12 protein-coding genes are annotated in these 19537 nt (G+C 51.5%); 5 read left to right on the top strand and 7 right to left on the bottom strand.

All coding sequences use genetic code 11. From position 1 onward, the window contains the following. Positions 1–4: 4 nt before the first annotated feature. The 5 genes from A7090_RS09255 to gyrA form a co-directional block, all read right to left on the bottom strand. On the bottom strand, positions 5–1654 hold the full coding sequence (locus tag A7090_RS09255; RefSeq protein ID WP_105273799.1) for a YfaQ family protein: 1650 nt from the start codon (positions 1652–1654) through the stop codon (positions 5–7). Then, on the bottom strand, positions 1655–6259 hold the full coding sequence (locus A7090_RS09250) for an alpha-2-macroglobulin family protein (protein WP_105273798.1): 4605 nt from the start codon (positions 6257–6259) through the stop codon (positions 1655–1657). It lies immediately after the preceding gene. After that, a complete protein-coding gene (locus A7090_RS09245; RefSeq protein ID WP_105273797.1) occupies positions 6193–6816 on the bottom strand; it encodes a DUF1175 domain-containing protein in 624 nt (207 codons plus the stop codon). Before A7090_RS09245 ends, A7090_RS09250 begins: the two co-directional genes overlap by 67 nt. Then, positions 6813–8501 (bottom strand): DUF2138 domain-containing protein, encoded by a 1689-nt coding sequence (locus tag A7090_RS09240; protein WP_105273796.1) that lies wholly within the window; start codon positions 8499–8501, stop codon positions 6813–6815. The genes A7090_RS09245 and A7090_RS09240 overlap by 4 nt, the downstream gene beginning before the upstream one ends. A 148-nt stretch (positions 8502–8649) precedes the next feature. Then, a complete protein-coding gene (gene gyrA / locus A7090_RS09235; RefSeq protein ID WP_105273795.1) occupies positions 8650–11277 on the bottom strand; it encodes a DNA topoisomerase (ATP-hydrolyzing) subunit A in 2628 nt (875 codons plus the stop codon). Positions 11278–11423: 146 nt separating this feature from the next. Here gyrA and ubiG point away from each other — a divergent pair, with 146 nt between their 5' ends. From ubiG to yfaE, 4 genes are all read left to right on the top strand, one after another. Further along, the gene (ubiG, locus tag A7090_RS09230) at positions 11424–12152 is read left to right on the top strand and encodes a bifunctional 2-polyprenyl-6-hydroxyphenol methylase/3-demethylubiquinol 3-O-methyltransferase UbiG (RefSeq protein ID WP_105273794.1); all 729 of its coding nucleotides are present in this window, start codon (positions 11424–11426) and stop codon (positions 12150–12152) included. Positions 12153–12607: 455 nt separating this feature from the next. Beyond that, positions 12608–14893 carry a class 1a ribonucleoside-diphosphate reductase subunit alpha gene (nrdA, locus tag A7090_RS09225; RefSeq protein WP_105273793.1) on the top strand — a complete coding sequence of 762 codons (2286 nt, stop codon included), beginning with the start codon at positions 12608–12610 and terminating at the stop codon, positions 14891–14893. A gap of 145 nt (positions 14894–15038) precedes the next feature. After that, complete coding sequence (gene nrdB, locus A7090_RS09220) at positions 15039–16169, top strand: class Ia ribonucleoside-diphosphate reductase subunit beta (protein ID WP_105273815.1); 1131 nt, start codon at positions 15039–15041, stop codon at positions 16167–16169. Then, on the top strand, positions 16169–16423 hold the full coding sequence (gene yfaE / locus A7090_RS09215) for a ferredoxin-like diferric-tyrosyl radical cofactor maintenance protein YfaE (protein ID WP_105273792.1): 255 nt from the start codon (positions 16169–16171) through the stop codon (positions 16421–16423). The genes nrdB and yfaE overlap by 1 nt, the downstream gene beginning before the upstream one ends. 152 nt (positions 16424–16575) lie before the next feature. On the opposite strand, the gene inaA is transcribed toward yfaE, so the two are convergent. Together inaA and A7090_RS09205 are read right to left on the bottom strand one after the other, a co-directional pair. After that, positions 16576–17226, bottom strand: a complete 651-nt coding sequence (gene inaA / locus A7090_RS09210) for a lipopolysaccharide kinase InaA (protein WP_105273791.1) — start codon at positions 17224–17226, stop codon at positions 16576–16578. 78 nt (positions 17227–17304) lie between these two features. Then, complete coding sequence (locus tag A7090_RS09205; RefSeq protein ID WP_105273790.1) at positions 17305–18495, bottom strand: MFS transporter; 1191 nt, start codon at positions 18493–18495, stop codon at positions 17305–17307. A 151-nt stretch (positions 18496–18646) separates the two neighbouring features. On the opposite strand from A7090_RS09205, the gene A7090_RS09200 reads away from it, so the two are divergent. Further along, positions 18647–19525: a LysR family transcriptional regulator gene (locus tag A7090_RS09200; RefSeq protein WP_105273789.1), complete on the top strand. Its 879-nt coding sequence runs from the start codon at positions 18647–18649 to the stop codon at positions 19523–19525. The last annotated feature ends 12 nt before the right edge of the window (positions 19526–19537 follow it).

Genomic DNA, 19537 nt, shown 5'->3' with positions numbered 1-19537 from the left:
AGCATTAGTCCATTAATAATTGTCGGGTCAGCGTTTCGATATAGTTCTCATCCAGCCCAGTGGGATAACCATCAAAGGCCAGGTGCAGATACTCATGGGTTAAATCCAATCGATCCTGAAGCGTAAAGAAGTTACGAATAAACAGCCGTTTCTGCTGCCGATCGGTATAGGGGAAACCTGAGACTAAACGGCAAACTGCAAAAACTTCAGGCTCGTTGTACCCCGTCTCGCCTTGTAACATACGCCGCCACTGTGGCATTTTTTTCTCCAGCCAGGCTTTCGCTTTGGGTAATAACTGGCAGGTTGAGCGTGGCGCTCCCCAGCGGCTAAGGCTGTTGTCGGGATAAGCAAACGCGAGTATTTGGTCGTAACGCTCTCCCTGCCCCGCCTGAGCGGTGGCTTGCCGCCAGGAAAGCGTCCCTTCGGTAGCGCGACTGCCGTGATAATGAACCGGATCGCCCGCATAGATGAGATCCTGCGTCCAGGCGGTAACCACACGTGCGCCTGCGGTAGCAGGTGAAGCAGAAACACGCTGCGTAGCGCTGCTGTCGGGGATAGTCAGGCACTCGCCTTCCCGATTGGCGTTTTGCTGTAAAAAAGTGCGTATCGCTACAGTCATGGCTTTCGCTGCCTCAGGGGGCGTACTTTTCGCCTCGCGATCCAGCACTCTGGCAACATACTCTTCGCGGTCGAGATGCGACTGTAACTTCAGTTTGCCCTTTTCGGTCAGTAAAGACGTCTCCCCGTGGCTGACGAATGTAATGTGGTTACCGTTGGCAAACGTCACGCGATAGCGCCCATTGAGCACACCTGGCTGTACTGCCTTCGTGCTCTTGTCCAATGTCACTTTCTTCACCGGATAGCGGGCAAACAGTTCCACCAGGACACATTGCCCGCTGGCAACTTGCGTCGGTACAGGCAAAACCTGATTCAGCACCGTCGCATAACGCATCAGTACGTTTTTGCTGGTGCCACCGCCCATAACCCACAGTGGTGTACCATCGGTTAACCAGCCGGCAAAACCACCCTGACGGATTTCCTGTTTATCATCGGCAAACCAGCTCCAGGTTTTCACCCGTACTCGGCTACCGAGCATGGATGCGACTCCGATTTTCGCCTCGTCCAACACCACATCCAGTAAGACTTCCTGAGCTTTGTTTTGCGCGGGTAACGTCGCTAAAGAATCAAGCAACGATTTAACCGTTACCGAGGTTTCTGGCTTCAGCGTAGGAAGAGACGCCAGCCACGCAGGTGCCTGACGTTGTTGCCAGTATTGCCCCCACACATCTGCGCCAATATGCAACCGCTGCGGTGCAAAATAGAGTCCACAGGAACGTACCAGCGCGGTATCGCGCGTTATGCTCTCCCCCGCCTGACAACAATACACCTCTTCCGGGGAGTTGCCGCGACACTGGTAGGGCTGCTCCGGTTGATGGGTATCCTCCAGCCAGGCGTAAACATACAGTTTCCACAAACTCCCTAACGGCGTGGTGAGCGAGTCAGGTAATGTCGAGACTTTGATCACGCCTGATGACGACAGCTGATACAGTTGATCGTGCTGCGCGCCCCGCAGCGCCAGTTGTAACGGCGTCTCCTCCGCAAGCGTTGGCAGAGTAACCAACGCCAATAGCCAGACGATTCTGCGCCAGTTCACTTATTTCACCTGCAGCCCGGTCCATTCGCTCCCTGCCGCCATGCTTTGCTGTGCAGGTGCATAGGAACGCATATAACGAACAGGAGGCAGAACGAATTGCCCTTTTTGCGAGAAGCGCAGCAAATGGCGGAAAGTGACCGTTCCCGTCAGTTCTTTCACCGGCACCATATAGGCCAGTTCACCCATTTCATTACGCGCTTTTTCCAGCAATTGCCCCTGCTGTTTCGCGGCGTTGGGTTTATTGACCGAAATGCCCCATGTTGTCCGCTCAACGTCGGCTCCCGGCGGGAGCGGTACTTCCACCTGACCGTAGCGCAGAACGGCATCCTGCTTGCTGGTAAGCGTGATTTCATCGAGATACAGCGCATCGCTGTCAATCTCATTGCTGGCCACCGGCTGCAGAGTAAAGCTCATCTCTTCTTCACCAGGGATAAGCCGATACAACTGGCGTTCAACGGTCACAGGAATGTTACTTTGTTGAGCCGTTTTTGCCGGTTCACGCCAGCGGACCTGCACATTTTGCGGCGATAATTCGTCACTAAAAGAGAGAATGTCTGGCACACCCTGACCAACCCAACGCCAGTATTCGCCCCCTCCAGTTAACTTATGTCTGGCCCATGCGCCCGCAGGCGCAGGTAATACCACCGGAGGCATTGTCGCCATATATTTCGCCAGCCAGTTCATGGCCAGCGCGCGCTCAATAGTGGATTGCTCAGCGGTCAAACCACTTAAAATAGCGGCCGCCTGGGTAGCGTCGCCACCGCTATTGAGCAGCACAACCGTGTGCGCCAGTGGCTGATTGCTGTTTGCCGCTTTATCCCACGCATATTGCTGAATCTGTGGCATCACAGTGGACTTCAACTGCGCTTTTTTCAGCAACGTCATGGTTAAGACGTTTGCCACCGCATCTGCCAGTGGAGATTCAGGTGTATCGAGGATCAGGCTGTCATTGATATCGCTGATGTCTTCCTCAGAGAAATCTTCAGTTTTAGTTCCGCGCCGGGCGATAGCTTCATCCAACCCTTTCAACAACGTTTTGCACGGCAGATTCATCTCCTGCGCCCACGCCAGCACCAGCGCCCGATGCAATAAAGGCATGTTGTCTGCCTGCTCTGCGTAGCTGTCGAGCATATGCTGCCAGTATTCCGGTTGTTGCGTTACGCCGAGCGCCTGGCTGGCCTGCCAGTCGGCGTACCATGCCCATGCCGTGAGAAATGCGTCGCCATTACTATCTTCACCCCACCAGGTAAAACGCGCTCCTGGCCCTGCCAGTTGCATCAGCCGCAGGCGGTTATCCTGAATCATCTGACGAATGTCGTTAGCGGCGGCACTCTGGTGATCGGCAAGCGAACGCCAGGCGAGACTTAGCGGGATCAGACGGCTACCGGTGTTGATCACGCCACCCCACGGCTCATCGACTAACGCATCAAGATTGTTACGGAAAATTTCCTGCAGCGTTTCGCTACTTTGTAGCCTGATATTGCTCGCCTGCTCGGGCAACATCAGCGCGTTATCGCCACCGCCGAGCATGACGTTTTTCTGCTGCTCAACAAGCCAGTTGTTATCCACAAAAGACAGATTTGTGCTAATGCGGTCCTGCACTTGACCATTTTGTTGCAGTTCTGCACTTAACAAGCCAGATTGCTGAATATTCTGCGTCAGCGAAATATAATTCGCCCCCTTGTGCAGCGTCAGCGTCTGACGCATCTCAGCGCCTGCAAATTTAGTCACCAGCGCTACCGGTTCGTTATCCTGCTGGCTGAAGATAAACAGTCCTGCCGCTGGTTTGTCGCCTATGCGATACACCGTTGGCATACTCCACTTCATGTAGAGATTTTTTTCCGAACGCAGATAAGCATGCCCCTGTCCAACCAGCCCGCCGCCGTTCATCCCACGCGCCGTGATGCGCCAGCGGGTTAACGAATCAGGCATCAGGAACGTGAAATACGCTTTGCCTTGTTTATCGGTTGTGAGTGACGGCATCCATGCAGCGGTATCCACCTCTTCACGCCGTGGACGTTCAAGCATTTTTACTCGCCGCTCGCTGCGGTTAGTCGCGCCAGGCGCAACCGGCTCGCTGGAGAGCGCCTGGTCGTAGCTGATAAACGACAAACTGGAACTGGTGCGCACATTGTTACGCCCCATGGGATAGAAAAATTTGCCTATATTCGGCGCGATTTCTGGTTGCAGCGCGTAGATCATTTCATCGACCACACCAACCGTGAGCTGCGCAGAAACCGGTTTACCTTTCAGTAACGAGGTTAATTCAACATTGACCAGTTCACCTGGCTGGTAATGGGTTTTGTCCGTTTTCACCCGGATATCCAGCTGGGGAACGGCAACTTTGATCCCGGCGTTCTGAAAACTGTACTGACCGTTACGGGTATACAGCACCGAAAAAGTGATGTTGGGCGCAAAGGAATTGCTCACCGGAACGCGAGCTTCATACTGGGTATCGTTTAAACGTTGTAACGTCAGCCAGTTTGCCGGATGCGAAAGCAGCGACTGCTGTTCCACGCGATCGCGTTCCAGCGTCAATAACGCTTCATCAATTGGCTCCGGGAAGGTAATCAGCATCTTCGCAGTTTCGCCTGGCTGGTACAGCGTTTTATCCGCCACGATATCTACCGTACCAGTATGCGCCGTGCTGCCCTTACCGCTGACGGTATGGCTTAATCCGGCAAGAATTAAGCCGTCTTTATCGCGTAATGTCAGATTGTAGTTACCTGGTTTATCGAAATTGACGGTAAAGGATTTGCCGCCTGACGGTAGATCTCCGCTGTGGCTCGTGCGATCTTCCAGACACAACCATTCATACGTAACAGGAACCTGTTTTGAAGATTCCAGCGCGGCATAACGGAAAACAACCGATTCACCGCTATTACTATATTGCGCTGCGGTGCTTAAAGCGTAATGCGCCAGGCCACGTTCAATGAGAATTTCTTTGGTGGTAGTGACACGATACGCCGCGCCGTCACTGGCAGAGACGGTTAACAAATAACGGCTTGGTTTATCGGCGGCGGGGAGATTTAACGCCACATGACCATTATTGTCGGAAACCGTTTCACTGCCTTCCAGCGATACCGGAAAGCGTCCGGCATAACGCAAATCGTTACCAACCATCGAAAGTTGCTGAGTACGCAAACTTAACTGCACGCGGGCATTTTTTACCGGCTCACCATCCGGGTAGAGCAGTTGCAGTTTGCCGCTGACCGCTTCACCGGTTTTGAAATCTTTTTTGTCGAGAGCTAAACCAATCTCGAAATGTGGCTTGATATAGTTGGCTACGCGAAAACTGCTGCTATAGACCTGATTGCGGTAAGCAAGGCGTAACTCATAACCTCCGGCAACAGCATTTTCTGGCAGGTGGAAACTCCCCTGCCCGCCAGTGCGCGCATCCAGCGTGACATTGACGGTTTGCAACAGGCTACCATTGGCATCCAGCACCGAAAGTTTCGCTGGGGCACTGACAATAGGCGATGAATGCAGCGGATCACGGAATTCGCGGCCCATCACTTTAACATCAACTCGGTCGCCTGCACGGTACAAAGGGCGGTCGGTAAAGATATACAAGCGGGTGTTGTAGATTTCGCTTTCGTAGAAAAAATTCTCGGAGACAAAAACACCGCCTTCAGCATCTTTACCCAGAATGTATGAACGTTCCGGCGATATATGTTGTAACTGCAAAGTACCGCTGTCATCGGTCACACCGCGGGTCATCACGCCAAGACCGTCAGTCCACAAGATCTCTGAACCAGGCTTCGCTTCACCCTGTTTTTTGCCAGCGGTCCACACCAGAAGCTCGTTACCTGACACTTTGCTAAGCGCCACGGTATCGGAGACAAATACCACTGTCGTTGCCCGATACCCACCTACCATCGCTTCGACGAGGTACAGTCCCGGCTCTTGTTTGCCGAGAGGAATATAGATGTTGCCCGGCTGCGGCGAGATGAAATTGCTGGATGCGCCTTCCAGTTTTACCCCTTGCTGCGGCTCGACCGGTTTAGCCTGCCAGAGTGGATAACGGAACTGTTCCACCAGGGGATATTTTTTCAGCGGTGAAAACTGGCTGTTCTGTACATAACGGGAAGGCTTTGTAATGGCATTACCGAGCTGTAATTCGGGTAACGCCTGAGTCACATTCTGCCGTGACTGGGAAGAGAAAGTACGCTGCATCACGCGGCGAGATTTGCCGTACCAGTTATCCCACAGCCAGGTCAGCGTATTGTTCAGCCCGTCGCCCAGATATTGCGGTTGCACCACTATGCGATGCAGGTTTTTCTGCTGGCGCAAAAATGTCATCGGGTCAGGAATACGATACAGGCGAACGTCCACGCCGCCGTACTCTTCCATCTGATAGCGCCGATAATCACGCCCCGGCGCTTCCAGTCGCACTTTCGCCTCTTCGCTGCTGCTAAAACTGCTGTCAGCAAGCAAAAAGAACGTTCCCCCGGCGGGCGGTGCATAATTACTGGAAGGAAGCCAATCGTCGGCTTTCACCTCCCCCGTTGCCGCGAGAGACAAACACAGACAAGCCGCTATCGCGCCAGAAAATTTAAACGATAAATGCCAATGAAATTGGGATTGGAATCGTTGGGTATCCATCGGGTGTCCTTCCATGTCATAAGTTGTTGCAGACTGACTGCGAGCATTCCGTTGTCAGTTTTCGTGGCGCTTCCGGTGTGGTAGATGACGTAACGCCCCATCCAGACCATTAAGTGCTGGGCATCGCCCTGATCGAAAAAAATCATATCGCCAGGCAGCGCCTGGTTTATGTCCTGGCCAATAAACTGGCTGTTGTACTGAATCAAATTAATCGCGGTCACGTAGGCGCCGGTTTTCCCGTTCCCCTGATTCCAGTTTTGCGCCAGTTGACGCTGTTCAGGTGTTAGCGTTATTTCAGGCGGCAAATACTGGTTAGATAAACCGTTATTTTTTAGCCATTTGCTGTCGTGAACTTTTAGCGCCTCGTTCGCCGCAAAGCGCACCAGGCCCGCACAATCCTGCTGATACCAGCGTGGACTTGGCCCCTGGCGTAGCTGTTCCTGTGCAATACGCACAAACCAGGCGCGAAACAGCCCGGTTTGTTCGACATTCAGCATTTCGCTATGGGCAACAACACAACACAGCCAGCAAATCAGCGCCAGCAGCCCGTGCCTCATAGCGGCTGCCAGGTTATGGGTAGCCACTGCCAGGCAGCACCGGGTTCCATCTGGGCCAGCTTCATGACATAACGCGGTTGTTGAGATAAAGCGTCCAGCTTCGGCATTAATAGGGTTTGTGCGGCGTTATAAAAAACCGGTTCGAGATTCTTCGGCAGACTGGTCAGCGTTTCGTTACGCAGCAGTTTCGCCGCGCCTTGTGGATTGATATAGAGTGGAACGATGCCATCAGTGGGTATTACATCCACCATTGCCGGGCGGGTTTTATTCAGTGTTTGCAACGCGTTATTAACCAGCGTGTCATCGAGGGAGAAAAGCAGCGTTTTGTTTTGCATCGCCAGCGACACGCGGAAAAAATAATCCGACATTAATTGATCTGGTTGCGACGCCTGCGCTTTCGGATACTGACCGTATCGTGAACTCACTTCGCGACGCCAGACTTGTGCTTCGCCCTGCTGAGTCTGGCTGACCGGCAATATACCTTCTGGCGCGTTGCTTTCGTGCGCACCAATATTTTGCGTAAACAGTTTCCCTGGCAATTGCGCCTGTTCGGCAGTGCCATCAAATTGACCGACAAATAGCGGAGTTTGCAATTTTGAGTCTTCATACCAGCACAGCCCCGCGGCACCGTCTAACGCCCCATTCAGCTTGTCGTTTTCCTCGCCGATATGCGAAAGCATCTCTTCGGCAATACCATGTGAGTAAGGCACCGCCACACAGAAGCTGGCCCCGGCAGGCATAATGCTCCATACCGGTGTAAAATCGAAACTGGCATCTACGCTGGCAGATTCATCATTTAACGCCAGATAACTGTGCCAGCCGTCGTTGCTCATTTCGAAGCGCACGCCAGCAAAAGAAGGCATTAATCGCTGGTAGCCAAACCCCAGCATATTGACGCTGACCACGATGCGCTGGCGTATCGGCGTTTTTTCGGCAGCTCGCTCTGCCAGGCCAAAGCTGGCTTGCCAGCGTTTTTTACCACTCAACAAATCACTTGCGATTGCCGTGGCTTCGGTATCCTGCTGATTATCTTTAAACAGCATATCCGTGCTGGAAAACACCAGCATCTTGTCCTGATATGTCGCGAACATCAGGGCGTTATTGCCGTTATAGCGCAACTGATAAACAGGGATGGTTTCACTATTTAGCTTAATGCTACTGATTTCCATTTTGCTTAACTGGCTGTCGCTGGTAGCGGCAAACAACAATGGCTCCAGCAGCTTGCTTAAACCGCTGCGCTGGATCAGCACCATATAATGTGAAAGATGTCCCTGTTTATCATGCCATAGCGCCGCCTGTGCAGGCTGATCTAAGAGTGACGAAAAGAGCTTATCTTTCAACGTGAGATCGTGTTCATAGACAATGCGGCGAATGCTGCCTTCAATGCCCAGACGGTCGGCATGGTTCTGATAATAAAAAACGAAATCTTCGCTCAGGACATCGTGGAGAAAAGGAATGGTGAGGAGATCTTTGGGAAGCTGGCTTAGAGAGTCGCTATCGAGAAAGAGGTCCGGCTCATTGAGATCGATTTGCAAATTGTTCTGCACCACCAGAGGCGACAACGTTTTTTCTGGCCCACTGCCAGCATATTGCAATGCCCAGACGCCAGCGGAAATCAGTGCTATTGCGCCAAAACCGACAAGACCATAAAACCGCCAGCCTTTCGCCTTTCTTTCACCACTCATTGCCACATTCCTTGTGTAAAGCCAGCCATTTTTTACGGGCACAGCCAAACTTTACCGCGCCGTAATACGACAAAAGCCCAGACTTCGCAGCCTGGACTTTTCAATTCAAAAAGGGAGATAACACCCTTTTGTGTGTGAAGCGATAAAATTATTCTTCTTCTGGCTCGTCGTCAACGTCCACTTCCGGAGCGATTTCATCATCCCCTTCCGCAGCACTGCCGTCGATGGTATCCAGATCTTCCTCGTCAACCGGTTCAGCGACACGTTGCAGGCCCACTACGTTTTCATCTTCCGCAGTACGGATAAGGATCACGCCCTGGGTATTACGGCCAACGATGCTGATTTCTGAAACACGAGTACGTACCAGCGTACCGGCATCGGTGATCATCATGATCTGGTCGCAGTCATCTACCTGCTCCGCACCAACCACTAAACCGTTACGTTCAGTCACCTTGATGGAGATAACCCCTTTCGTCGCACGCGACTTGGTTGGGTATTCCGCTACCGCAGTACGTTTACCGTAACCGTTTTGCGTTGCGGTGAGGATTGCGCCATCGCCACGCGGTACGATCAGAGAGACGACTTTATCGCCTTCACCTAAGCGAATACCGCGAACACCGGTGGTGTTGCAGCCCATCGCACGGACAGAAGACTCTTTAAAGCGTACAACTTTACCTTCGGCAGAGAACAGCATGACTTCGTCTTCACCGCTGGTCAGGTCAACGCCGATCAGCTCATCGCCATCAACCAGTTTGATCGCCACTTTACCGGCGGTACGCAGACGGTTGAACTCCGTGAGGACGGTTTTCTTCACAGTACCGTTAGCCGTCGCCATGAAGACTTTCACGCCTTCTTCAAACTCGGTCACCGGCAGGATCGCAGTGATACGTTCGTCCTGCTCCAGCGGCAGCAGGTTGACGATTGGACGACCACGCGCGCCACGAGTGGCTTCCGGCAACTGATAGACCTTCATCGAATAGACGCGACCACGGCTGGAGAAGCACAGGATATGGTCGTGGGTGTTCGCCACCAGCAGCCGGTCGATAAAGTCTTCTTCTTTAATACGTGCGGCAGATTTACCTTTCCCGCCACGACGCTGCGCTTCGTATTCAGAAAGCGGCTGATACTTCACGTAGCCCTGATGAGAGAGCGTCACAACCACATCTTCCTGGGTGATCAGGTCTTCCAGGTTGATGTCTGCGCTGTTAGCGGTGATTTCAGTACGGCGTTTATCACCGAACTGTTCACGAACCAGCTCCAGCTCTTCACGGATCACTTCCATCAGACGATCGGCACTGCCAAGAATACGCAGCAGTTCCGCGATCTGATCCAGCAGTTCTTTGTATTCATCAAGCAGTTTTTCATGCTCAAGGCCGGTCAGTTTCTGCAAACGCAGATCCAGAATCGCCTGAGCTTGCTGTTCGGTCAGGTAGTACAGACCGTCACGCACGCCGAACTCTGGCTCCAGCCATTCCGGACGCGCAGCATCATCACCGGCGCGTTCGAGCATCGCGGCAACGTTGCCCAGCTGCCACGGATTAGCAACCAGCGCAGTTTTCGCTTCTGCAGGGGTCGGCGCATGACGGATCAGTTCGATGATCGGGTCGATGTTCGCCAGCGCCACGGCTAATGCTTCAAGGATATGAGCACGGTCGCGCGCTTTACGCAGTTCGAAAATAGTACGACGGGTCACGACTTCGCGACGGTGGCGCACGAACGCGGCGATAATATCCTTCAGGTTCATGATCTTCGGCTGACCATGGTGCAATGCCACCATGTTGATACCGAAAGAAACCTGCAACTGGGTCTGGGAGTAGAGGTTGTTGAGTACCACTTCACCAACCGCATCGCGTTTCACTTCAATCACGATGCGCATCCCGTCTTTGTCAGACTCGTCACGCAGCGCGCTGATGCCTTCCACGCGTTTTTCTTTTACCAGTTCCGCAATCTTCTCGATCAGGCGCGCTTTGTTCACCTGATACGGAATTTCGTGGACGATAATAGTTTCACGTCCGGTTTTCGCGTCAACTTCCACTTCTGCACGGGCGCGGATATACACCTTGCCACGACCAGTACGGTAAGCTTCTTCGATACCGCGACGACCGTTGATGATTGCCGCCGTCGGGAAATCTGGCCCCGGGATGTGTTCCATCAGCCCTTCAATGCTGATGTCTTCATCATCGATATACGCCAGACAACCATTGATGACTTCCGTCAGGTTGTGCGGCGGGATGTTGGTTGCCATACCTACGGCGATACCGGAAGAACCGTTCACCAGCAGGTTAGGAATTTTGGTTGGCATGACGTCAGGAATTTTTTCCGTACCGTCATAGTTATCAACGAAATCGACCGTCTCTTTTTCGAGATCGGCCATCAGTTCATGGGCAATTTTCGCCAGACGGATTTCCGTATAACGCATTGCCGCCGCGGAGTCGCCGTCGATAGAACCGAAGTTGCCCTGACCGTCTACCAGCATGTAACGCAGCGAGAATGGCTGCGCCATACGGACGATCGTATCATAGACCGCCGAGTCACCATGGGGATGGTATTTACCGATTACGTCACCAACGACACGGGCAGATTTTTTATAGGCTTTGTTCCAGTCATTGCCTAGTACGTTCATGGCGTAAAGTACGCGACGGTGTACCGGCTTCAGGCCATCTCGGACATCTGGCAGCGCACGGCCAACAATGACCGACATCGCATAATCCAGATAGGAGCTCTTCAGCTCTTCCTCAATGTTGACCGGTGTAATTTCTCTCGCAAGGTCGCTCATCTAACCGCTATCCCTCTACTGTATCCCGGATTCAAAGGTCGCAAATTATAACACAGCCGCGAAGATCTAGGTAAACCTATACGCTTTATTCACCTCCAATGCCTGATATACTCGTTTGTCTTGCCAATTACGGAGTAGAAGTGCCAATGAATGCCGAAAAATCGCCGGTAAACCATAACGTAGACCACGAAGAGATCGCTAAATTTGAAGCCGTCGCCTCCCGCTGGTGGGATCTGGAAGGTGAGTTCAAACCGCTGCACCGTATTAATCCGCTGCGTCTGGGCTATATAGCCGAGCGTGCTGGTGGTTTATTTGGCAAAAAGGTGCTCGATGTCGGTTGTGGCGGCGGCATTCTGGCCGAGAGTATGGCACGCGAAGGCGCAACGGTGACCGGTCTGGATATGGGCTTTGAGCCATTGCAGGTGGCAAAGCTGCACGCGCTGGAAAGCGGCATTCAGGTGGAGTACGTGCAAGAAACCGTTGAAGAGCACGCAGCTAAACATGCCGGGCAGTATGATCTGGTGACCTGCATGGAGATGCTGGAGCACGTTCCCGATCCGCAGTCAGTGGTGAGAGCCTGTGCGCAACTGGTGAAACCAGGCGGCGATGTCTTTTTCTCCACACTTAACCGCAACGGCAAGTCGTGGCTGATGGCGGTGGTCGGTGCGGAATATATTTTGCGCATGGTGCCTAAAGGCACGCACGATGTGAAGAAGTTTATTAAACCGGCAGAATTGCTGGGCTGGGTGGATCAGACCAGTTTAAAAGAGCGTCATATGACCGGGCTACATTACAACCCGATCACTAACTCCTTTAAGCTCGGCCCCGGCGTGGATGTTAACTATATGCTGCACACTACCGCCAAAACCGAATAAGTCACCTGTAGGCCGGATAAGACGCGCCAGCGTCGCCACCAGGCTGTGCCTCTGACAGCAATGTCTGATGGCGCTTCGCTTATCCGGCCTACATAACGCCGACCAATCAATAGTATTGCCACCACAATAAAATTGCGCTGTATCATTTGCGCTATTTACCGCTTTGATGAAGAAATCAGCATTTGATCAAATTTTCATTTTTTTTTGCATATTATTGACATCCCCGCCAACCCTGATGCGCCGTGGACTTCGCGTTTGTTACTCTTTCCCAACCTCAATTTAGCGTCAAAATCAACTCTTGTACTCAAAAGAATCCAGACTAGAATACTCACCATATAGCGTTAAATTAATCAACAACCCCCTACATATAGTATTTATCCACAGGTTTTACGCCTGGCGCAATTGTGGATAAATCAGGGGGATATTTTCCTTTTTCACGGACAGGTAACAATCACATGAATCAGAGTCTGCTGGTGACGAAGCGTGACGGTCGCACAGAGCGCATTAACCTCGACAAAATTCATCGCGTGCTGGATTGGGCAGCGGAAGGGCTGCACAACGTGTCGATTTCACAGGTCGAGCTACGTTCACACATCCAGTTCTACGATGGAATTAAAACGTCAGACATTCATGAAACGATTATTAAGGCCGCAGCTGACCTGATCTCCCGTGAAGTACCGGATTATCAGTATCTCGCCGCACGTCTGGCGATCTTCCACCTGCGTAAAAAAGCCTACGGCCAGTTTGAGCCGCCTGCGCTGTACGACCATGTGGTGAAAATGGTCGGGATGGGCAAATACGATAATCATCTGCTGGAAGACTACACGGAAGAAGAGTTCAAGCAGATGGACACGTTTATCGATCACGACCGAGATATGACCTTCTCTTATGCTGCCGTTAAACAGCTCGAAGGCAAATATCTGGTACAGAACCGAGTGACCGGCGAAATCTACGAGAGCGCCCAGTTCCTTTATATTCTGGTTGCCGCGTGCTTGTTCTCGAACTACCCACGTGAAACGCGCCTGCAATACGTGAAGCGTTTTTACGACGCGGTTTCCACATTTAAAATTTCGCTGCCGACGCCAATCATGTCCGGCGTGCGTACCCCTACTCGTCAGTTCAGCTCCTGCGTGCTGATCGAGTGCGGCGACAGCCTGGATTCCATCAACGCGACCTCCAGCGCGATTGTTAAATACGTTTCCCAGCGTGCCGGTATCGGCATCAACGCCGGGCGAATTCGTGCGCTGGGTAGCCCGATCCGCGGTGGCGAAGCGTTCCACACCGGTTGTATTCCGTTCTACAAACATTTCCAGACGGCGGTGAAATCCTGCTCCCAGGGTGGTGTGCGCGGCGGTGCGGCAACGCTGTTCTACCCGATATGGCATCTGGAAGTCGAAAGCCTGCTGGTATTGAAAAACAACCGTGGTGTGGAAGGCAACCGCGTGCGTCATATGGATTACGGGGTACAGATCAACAAACTGATGTATACCCGTCTGCTGAAAGGTGAAGATATCACTCTGTTCAGCCCGTCCGACGTACCGGGGCTATACGACGCGTTCTTCGCCGATCAGGAAGAGTTTGAACGTCTGTATACCAAATATGAGAAAGACGACAGCATCCGCAAACAGCGTGTGAAAGCCGTTGAGCTGTTCTCGCTGATGATGCAGGAACGTGCGTCTACCGGTCGTATCTACATTCAGAACGTTGACCACTGTAACACCCACAGCCCGTTTGATCCGGCTATTGCGCCAGTGCGCCAGTCTAACCTGTGCCTGGAAATCGCTCTACCGACCAAACCGCTGAACGACGTCAACGACGAGAACGGTGAAATCGCGCTGTGCACGCTGTCTGCTTTTAACCTGGGCGCAATTAACAGCCTGGATGAACTGGAAGAGCTGGCAATTCTGGCGGTTCGCGCACTCGACGCGCTGCTGGATTATCAGGATTACCCGATCCCGGCAGCCAAACGTGGAGCAATGGGTCGTCGTACGCTGGGTATTGGTGTGATCAACTTCGCTTACTACCTGGCGAAGCACGGTAAACGCTACTCCGACGGCAGCGCCAACAACCTGACGCATAAAACCTTTGAAGCCATTCAGTATTACCTGCTGAAAGCGTCTAATGAGCTGGCGAAAGAACAAGGCGCATGCCCATGGTTTAACGAAACCACTTATGCGAAAGGGATCCTGCCGATCGATACCTATAAAAAAGATTTGGATGCCATCGCCAATGAACCGCTGCATTACGACTGGGAAGCACTGCGTGAGTCAATCAAAACGCACGGTTTGCGTAACTCCACGCTTTCTGCCCTGATGCCGTCGGAGACTTCTTCGCAGATCTCTAACGCCACTAACGGCATTGAACCGCCGCGCGGTTACGTCAGCATCAAAGCGTCGAAAGACGGTATTCTGCGCCAGGTGGTGCCGGACTACGAGCTCCTGCGCAACGCCTATGAGCTGCTGTGGGAAATGCCGGGTAACGATGGCTACCTGCAACTGGTGGGTATCATGCAGAAATTTATCGATCAGTCGATCTCTGCTAACACCAACTACGATCCGTCACGTTTCCCGTCAGGAAAAGTGCCGATGCAGCAACTGCTGAAAGACCTGCTCACCGCCTACAAATTCGGGGTTAAAACGCTGTATTATCAGAACACTCGTGACGGCGCTGAAGACGCGCAGGACGATCTGGCGCCGTCAATTCAGGATGATGGCTGCGAAAGCGGCGCCTGTAAGATCTGATTTTGAGATGCCGGATGCGGCGTGAACGCCTTATCCGGCCTACGGCTCGGTTTGTAGGCCTGATAAGACGCGCCAGCGTCGCATCAGGCACAGGATGCGACGTAAAATGCCTTATCCGGCATTAAACTCCCAACAGGACACATTCATGGCATATACCACCTTTTCACAGACGAAAAACGATCAGCTCAAAGAACCGATGTTCTTTGGTCAGCCGGTCAACGTGGCTCGCTACGATCAGCAAAAATATGACATCTTCGAAAAGCTGATCGAAAAGCAGCTCTCTTTCTTCTGGCGTCCGGAAGAAGTTGACGTTTCTCGTGACCGTATCGATTACCAGGCACTGCCGGAACACGAAAAGCACATTTTCATCAGCAACCTGAAATATCAGACGCTGCTGGACTCCATTCAGGGACGTAGCCCGAACGTGGCGCTGCTGCCGCTGATCTCGATCCCGGAACTGGAGACCTGGGTCGAAACCTGGGCATTCTCAGAAACGATTCATTCCCGTTCCTATACTCATATCATTCGTAATATCGTTAACGATCCGTCTGTTGTGTTTGACGATATCGTCACCAATGAGCAGATCCAGAAACGTGCGGAAGGGATCTCCCGCTATTACGATGAGCTGATCGAAATGACCAGCTACTGGCATCTGCTGGGCGAAGGCACCCACACTGTTAACGGTAAAACCGTGACCGTTAGCCTGCGCCAGCTGAAGAAAAAACTGTATCTCTGTCTGATGAGCGTTAACGCGCTGGAAGCGATCCGCTTCTACGTCAGCTTTGCTTGTTCCTTTGCCTTTGCGGAACGTGAACTGATGGAAGGCAACGCCAAGATTATTCGCCTGATCGCCCGTGACGAAGCCCTGCACCTGACTGGCACCCAGCATATGCTGAATCTGCTGCGCAGCGGCGCGGATGATCCGGAAATGGCAGAAATTGCCGAAGAGTGTAAGCAGGAGTGCTATGACCTGTTTGTCCAGGCGGCACAGCAAGAGAAAGACTGGGCCGATTATCTGTTCCGTGACGGTTCGATGATTGGCCTGAATAAAGACATTCTTTGCCAGTACGTCGAGTACATCACCAATATCCGTATGCAGGCAGTCGGTTTGGATCTGCCATTCCAGACGCGCTCCAACCCAATCCCGTGGATCAACACCTGGCTGGTATCGGATAACGTGCAGGTCGCCCCGCAGGAAGTGGAAGTGAGTTCTTATCTGGTCGGTCAGATCGATTCGGAAGTGGACACCGACGATTTAAGTAACTTCCAGCTCTGATGGCCCGCGTTACCCTGCGCATCACTGGCACACAGCTGCTGTGCCAGGATGAACACCCTTCCCTTCTGGCAGCGCTGGAATCGCACAATGTGGCGGTTGAGTATCAGTGCCGCGAAGGTTACTGCGGTTCCTGTCGCACGCGCCTTGTCGTAGGCCAGGTGGACTGGATTGCCGAGCCGTTAGCCTTTATTCAGCCGGGGGAAATTTTGCCCTGTTGTTGCCGGGCAAAAGGCGATATTGAAATCGAGATGTGAATTGGTTTTAGTGCCAGATGCAACGCCTACGCCTCTTATCTGGCCTGCAACGGCTTTTCGTAGGTTGGATAAGGCGTTTCGCCGCATCCAACATGGCATGCGCTAATAGCTGCCATGTGCGACGCTTATACGGCTTATCTGGCCTGCAATGATTACATGGCGTAATAATATGCCTTCACCTGCTCCCAATCCGCTTTGGGGATCGGCTCCAGATATTTCTCCAGCTGGTGGAAGTCATGACTAATCGCTTTATGGCGACGCAAACGGCGACGACTTTTCTCCAGATCAAGAAAACCAGCCTCTGCCTTACCTTCTGTTTTCACATAGATATGGCGAACATAACAACAGCCATGCTGACGATTAACGCTATGCATTTTCTTAAACGCCAGCGCCACTGCTTTCAACATGGCTTGCCGTACATCTTCAGAATAAGGCGTCACTACATGCTGGGCATACCAGTCAGCAATACTGATGAATCCTGCCATATCTTCAGTCACCAGCAACGCGCGCCATTCCCCCTCAATTTTCACCGCTTCACCAAAAACGATCTTTGGAACAATGACGCCGGCCCGTTCGAGTTCTTTAATTACCGCGACCTCACGCACAATCGTCGGGCGGCCTAACGGATAACGTACGGAATGAAACAGATGATGCGTCATGCGTTTTACATACAGCTTTTTGCCGTTGCGCTCGACGCATTGCACCCCGCTCATACCATTACGGCGATAGTTAGGCTCTTCAACCCAGTCGCCCTCTGTTGCCCACCAGTGATTAAATTCGTCGTACTTTTCTGAAACTGCCATACCCTGTCGCCTGTCGTTTTTATTAACGACAATGACTATAGATGGTTACCTGAAGAAGATCTTAATGAAACGTGTGTATTAATGAATTTCTTTTGCCGCTACTAGCATGACGCCGCTTTTACCCTTCATTTGCAGCGCATAGATTCCACCAGCCACTACCACTAATAGTGCGCCCAGCAGATAAATCATCCGATAGCCAGTATGTGCAACCATCATCCCCATGACAAAGGCTCCCAGCGCCAGACCTGCATCCATCGCATTGAAGAAAAGAGAGTTTGCGACACCGATTTTATGCGGTTCCACTGAACTGATAATCTGCGTCTGAAAAACTGGCGTCACGGAACCATACCCGATACCAATCAACGCGCCAGAAACAACCATCATTATGCTTCCCTGGGTGTAGCCGAGAACCACCAGCCCTACCGTAAAGAACATAAGGCAAGGGTAAACCACATATTTCGGTCCTTTTTTGTCGCAGACATTGCCAGTAAAGGTACGGCAGATCATCAGGAAGATAGCGTAGCAAAGCAGGAAATTACTGGCAGCCGACATCAGGTTAAGTTCGCGAGCATAAAGTGCCAGAAAAGCAGAAACCCCGGCATACGAAAAGGTCATAAAGAATGTGACCATCGCAAACGGCAACGCCGCGCGATCGAACATGGCGGCGAAGCCCATTTTCGGCTTTGAACCATCGGCATGGCTGATGACCGGCGGCACGGTCATAATCAGCGACAGGATAATCCCCACCGCTGCAACGCCAGTGCATATCCAGAAAGCCAAATTAAAGACTTCCCAGCGCGCCATATTCAGACCAACCCACGGCCCTACCACCATTGCCAGCCCCATTGCCAGAGAGAAAAAACTGATGCCCTCCCCACGTCGGGAGGCCGGGATCAGCCGCGCGAAAATCGTTCCTTTTACCGTAGTGATAATCCCGAAGGTAATACCATGAAGCACCCGAATAAAAAGCAGTGATTCAATTGAGTGGCAAAAAGGATACAACGCAGTGACCAACAAAAAGGCCAGAGAGGAGAGCACCAGAATAGTTTTATTCGAATATTTACCCACCCATTGCCCGGCAAAGGGGCGAATAACAATAGCGGCAATTAAAAATAAGGTCACCAACAAACCGGCTTTATCAGGAGAGGCATGTAAGCGGTCAGAGATATAAATTGGCAACAATGTTAGTAAAACATAAAAAACGAAGAAAATAATAAAGCTGATGATGGTTATTGCCCAAAAATCCTTCGTCCATAACTTCTCTTTCATACCCTACCGCCTGTCAGGATGACGCACGCAGACAACACTCCCGTTACTGCGGTTGCGTCAAATTGTGATGTACTTTGCAGAACAGAAGTATAAATGGCGGCATGCTATTAGAGAAATTAATCGTTTTAATGTTATTAATTAGTAAACTCTAATGACCCTTACTCAAATAAATTCTTTACTCGCCGTGCTGGATTACGATGGTTTTACTGAAGCCAGCAAGCGATTGTTCATGACGCAGTCGGCGGTAAGTCAGGCAATTGCTGCCCTCGAACAAGAACTTGGTGTGAATATACTGTTACGCGATCGCCGTAAAGCTATACACCTGACCGCAGCAGGTCACCGCATTGTGCATCATCTGCGCGCCATTAATCGGGAAGTTAACGCAGTAAAAGAGATAGCTGAACAGGAAAAACAGACCCCTCAAAGAACGCTGCGACTTGGTTGTTTCCCCAGCGTCTGTGCCTGTATTTTACCAGTTGTGATTCGCTACTTTGAAATTCATCATCCGAATATAAAAATTATTCCTTTTGAAGAAAATAGCACAGCGATTATTGATTCGCTTCAGAATGAAACCATTGATGCCGGTTTTGTTCATTTTCCTGTAAGCGGAATGTACTCCGTGCCCATTTATCAGGATAAATTTACCGTAGTATTACCGCCAGACCATGCTCTGGCAAAAAACAGCACTATTACAGTAGAAGAGTTAATGGGTGAACCATTAATTATTAGTAAAGGACGCTATGAATTAAGCATTATGGCGCTATTTAAAGAAAAAAATATTACCCCACAAATAAAATATGAATTTAATCACCCAGATACAGCGATCAGTTTTATTCGTCAGGGCTTAGGCATTGCCTTATTACCAGAATTAACGCTGAAAACCATTGCAGGTAAATTGTGTTCCGTTCCTCTCGAACCGACCTTCTATCGACAGATTTCGTTGTTGGCTAAAGAAAAGCCGGTAGAAGGTAGTCCATTGAGTTTACTACAGACATGCACGGAGCAATTAGTGATGAGTGGTAAAATTTGAGGTGAAACAGGA

The organism is Escherichia sp. MOD1-EC7003 (assembly GCF_002965065.1).
In the GTDB taxonomy this organism is placed as follows: domain Bacteria; phylum Pseudomonadota; class Gammaproteobacteria; order Enterobacterales; family Enterobacteriaceae; genus Escherichia.
Note: the sequence above shows the minus strand (reverse complement) of the source record. Positions and strands in the feature narration are given on the sequence as shown.

Coding starts and splice junctions, on each gene's coding strand:
- gyrA (WP_105273795.1), bottom strand. CDS start 11,277: ATGAGCGACCTTGCGAGAGAAATTACACCGGTCAACATTGAGGAAGAG.
- A7090_RS09250 (WP_105273798.1), bottom strand. CDS start 6,259: ATGGATACCCAACGATTCCAATCCCAATTTCATTGGCATTTATCGTTT.
- inaA (WP_105273791.1), bottom strand. CDS start 17,226: ATGGCAGTTTCAGAAAAGTACGACGAATTTAATCACTGGTGGGCAACA.
- A7090_RS09245 (WP_105273797.1), bottom strand. CDS start 6,816: ATGAGGCACGGGCTGCTGGCGCTGATTTGCTGGCTGTGTTGTGTTGTT.
- A7090_RS09205 (WP_105273790.1), bottom strand. CDS start 18,495: ATGAAAGAGAAGTTATGGACGAAGGATTTTTGGGCAATAACCATCATC.
- nrdB (WP_105273815.1), top strand. CDS start 15,039: ATGGCATATACCACCTTTTCACAGACGAAAAACGATCAGCTCAAAGAA.
- A7090_RS09240 (WP_105273796.1), bottom strand. CDS start 8,501: ATGAGTGGTGAAAGAAAGGCGAAAGGCTGGCGGTTTTATGGTCTTGTC.
- ubiG (WP_105273794.1), top strand. CDS start 11,424: ATGAATGCCGAAAAATCGCCGGTAAACCATAACGTAGACCACGAAGAG.
- yfaE (WP_105273792.1), top strand. CDS start 16,169: ATGGCCCGCGTTACCCTGCGCATCACTGGCACACAGCTGCTGTGCCAG.
- nrdA (WP_105273793.1), top strand. CDS start 12,608: ATGAATCAGAGTCTGCTGGTGACGAAGCGTGACGGTCGCACAGAGCGC.
- A7090_RS09200 (WP_105273789.1), top strand. CDS start 18,647: ATGACCCTTACTCAAATAAATTCTTTACTCGCCGTGCTGGATTACGAT.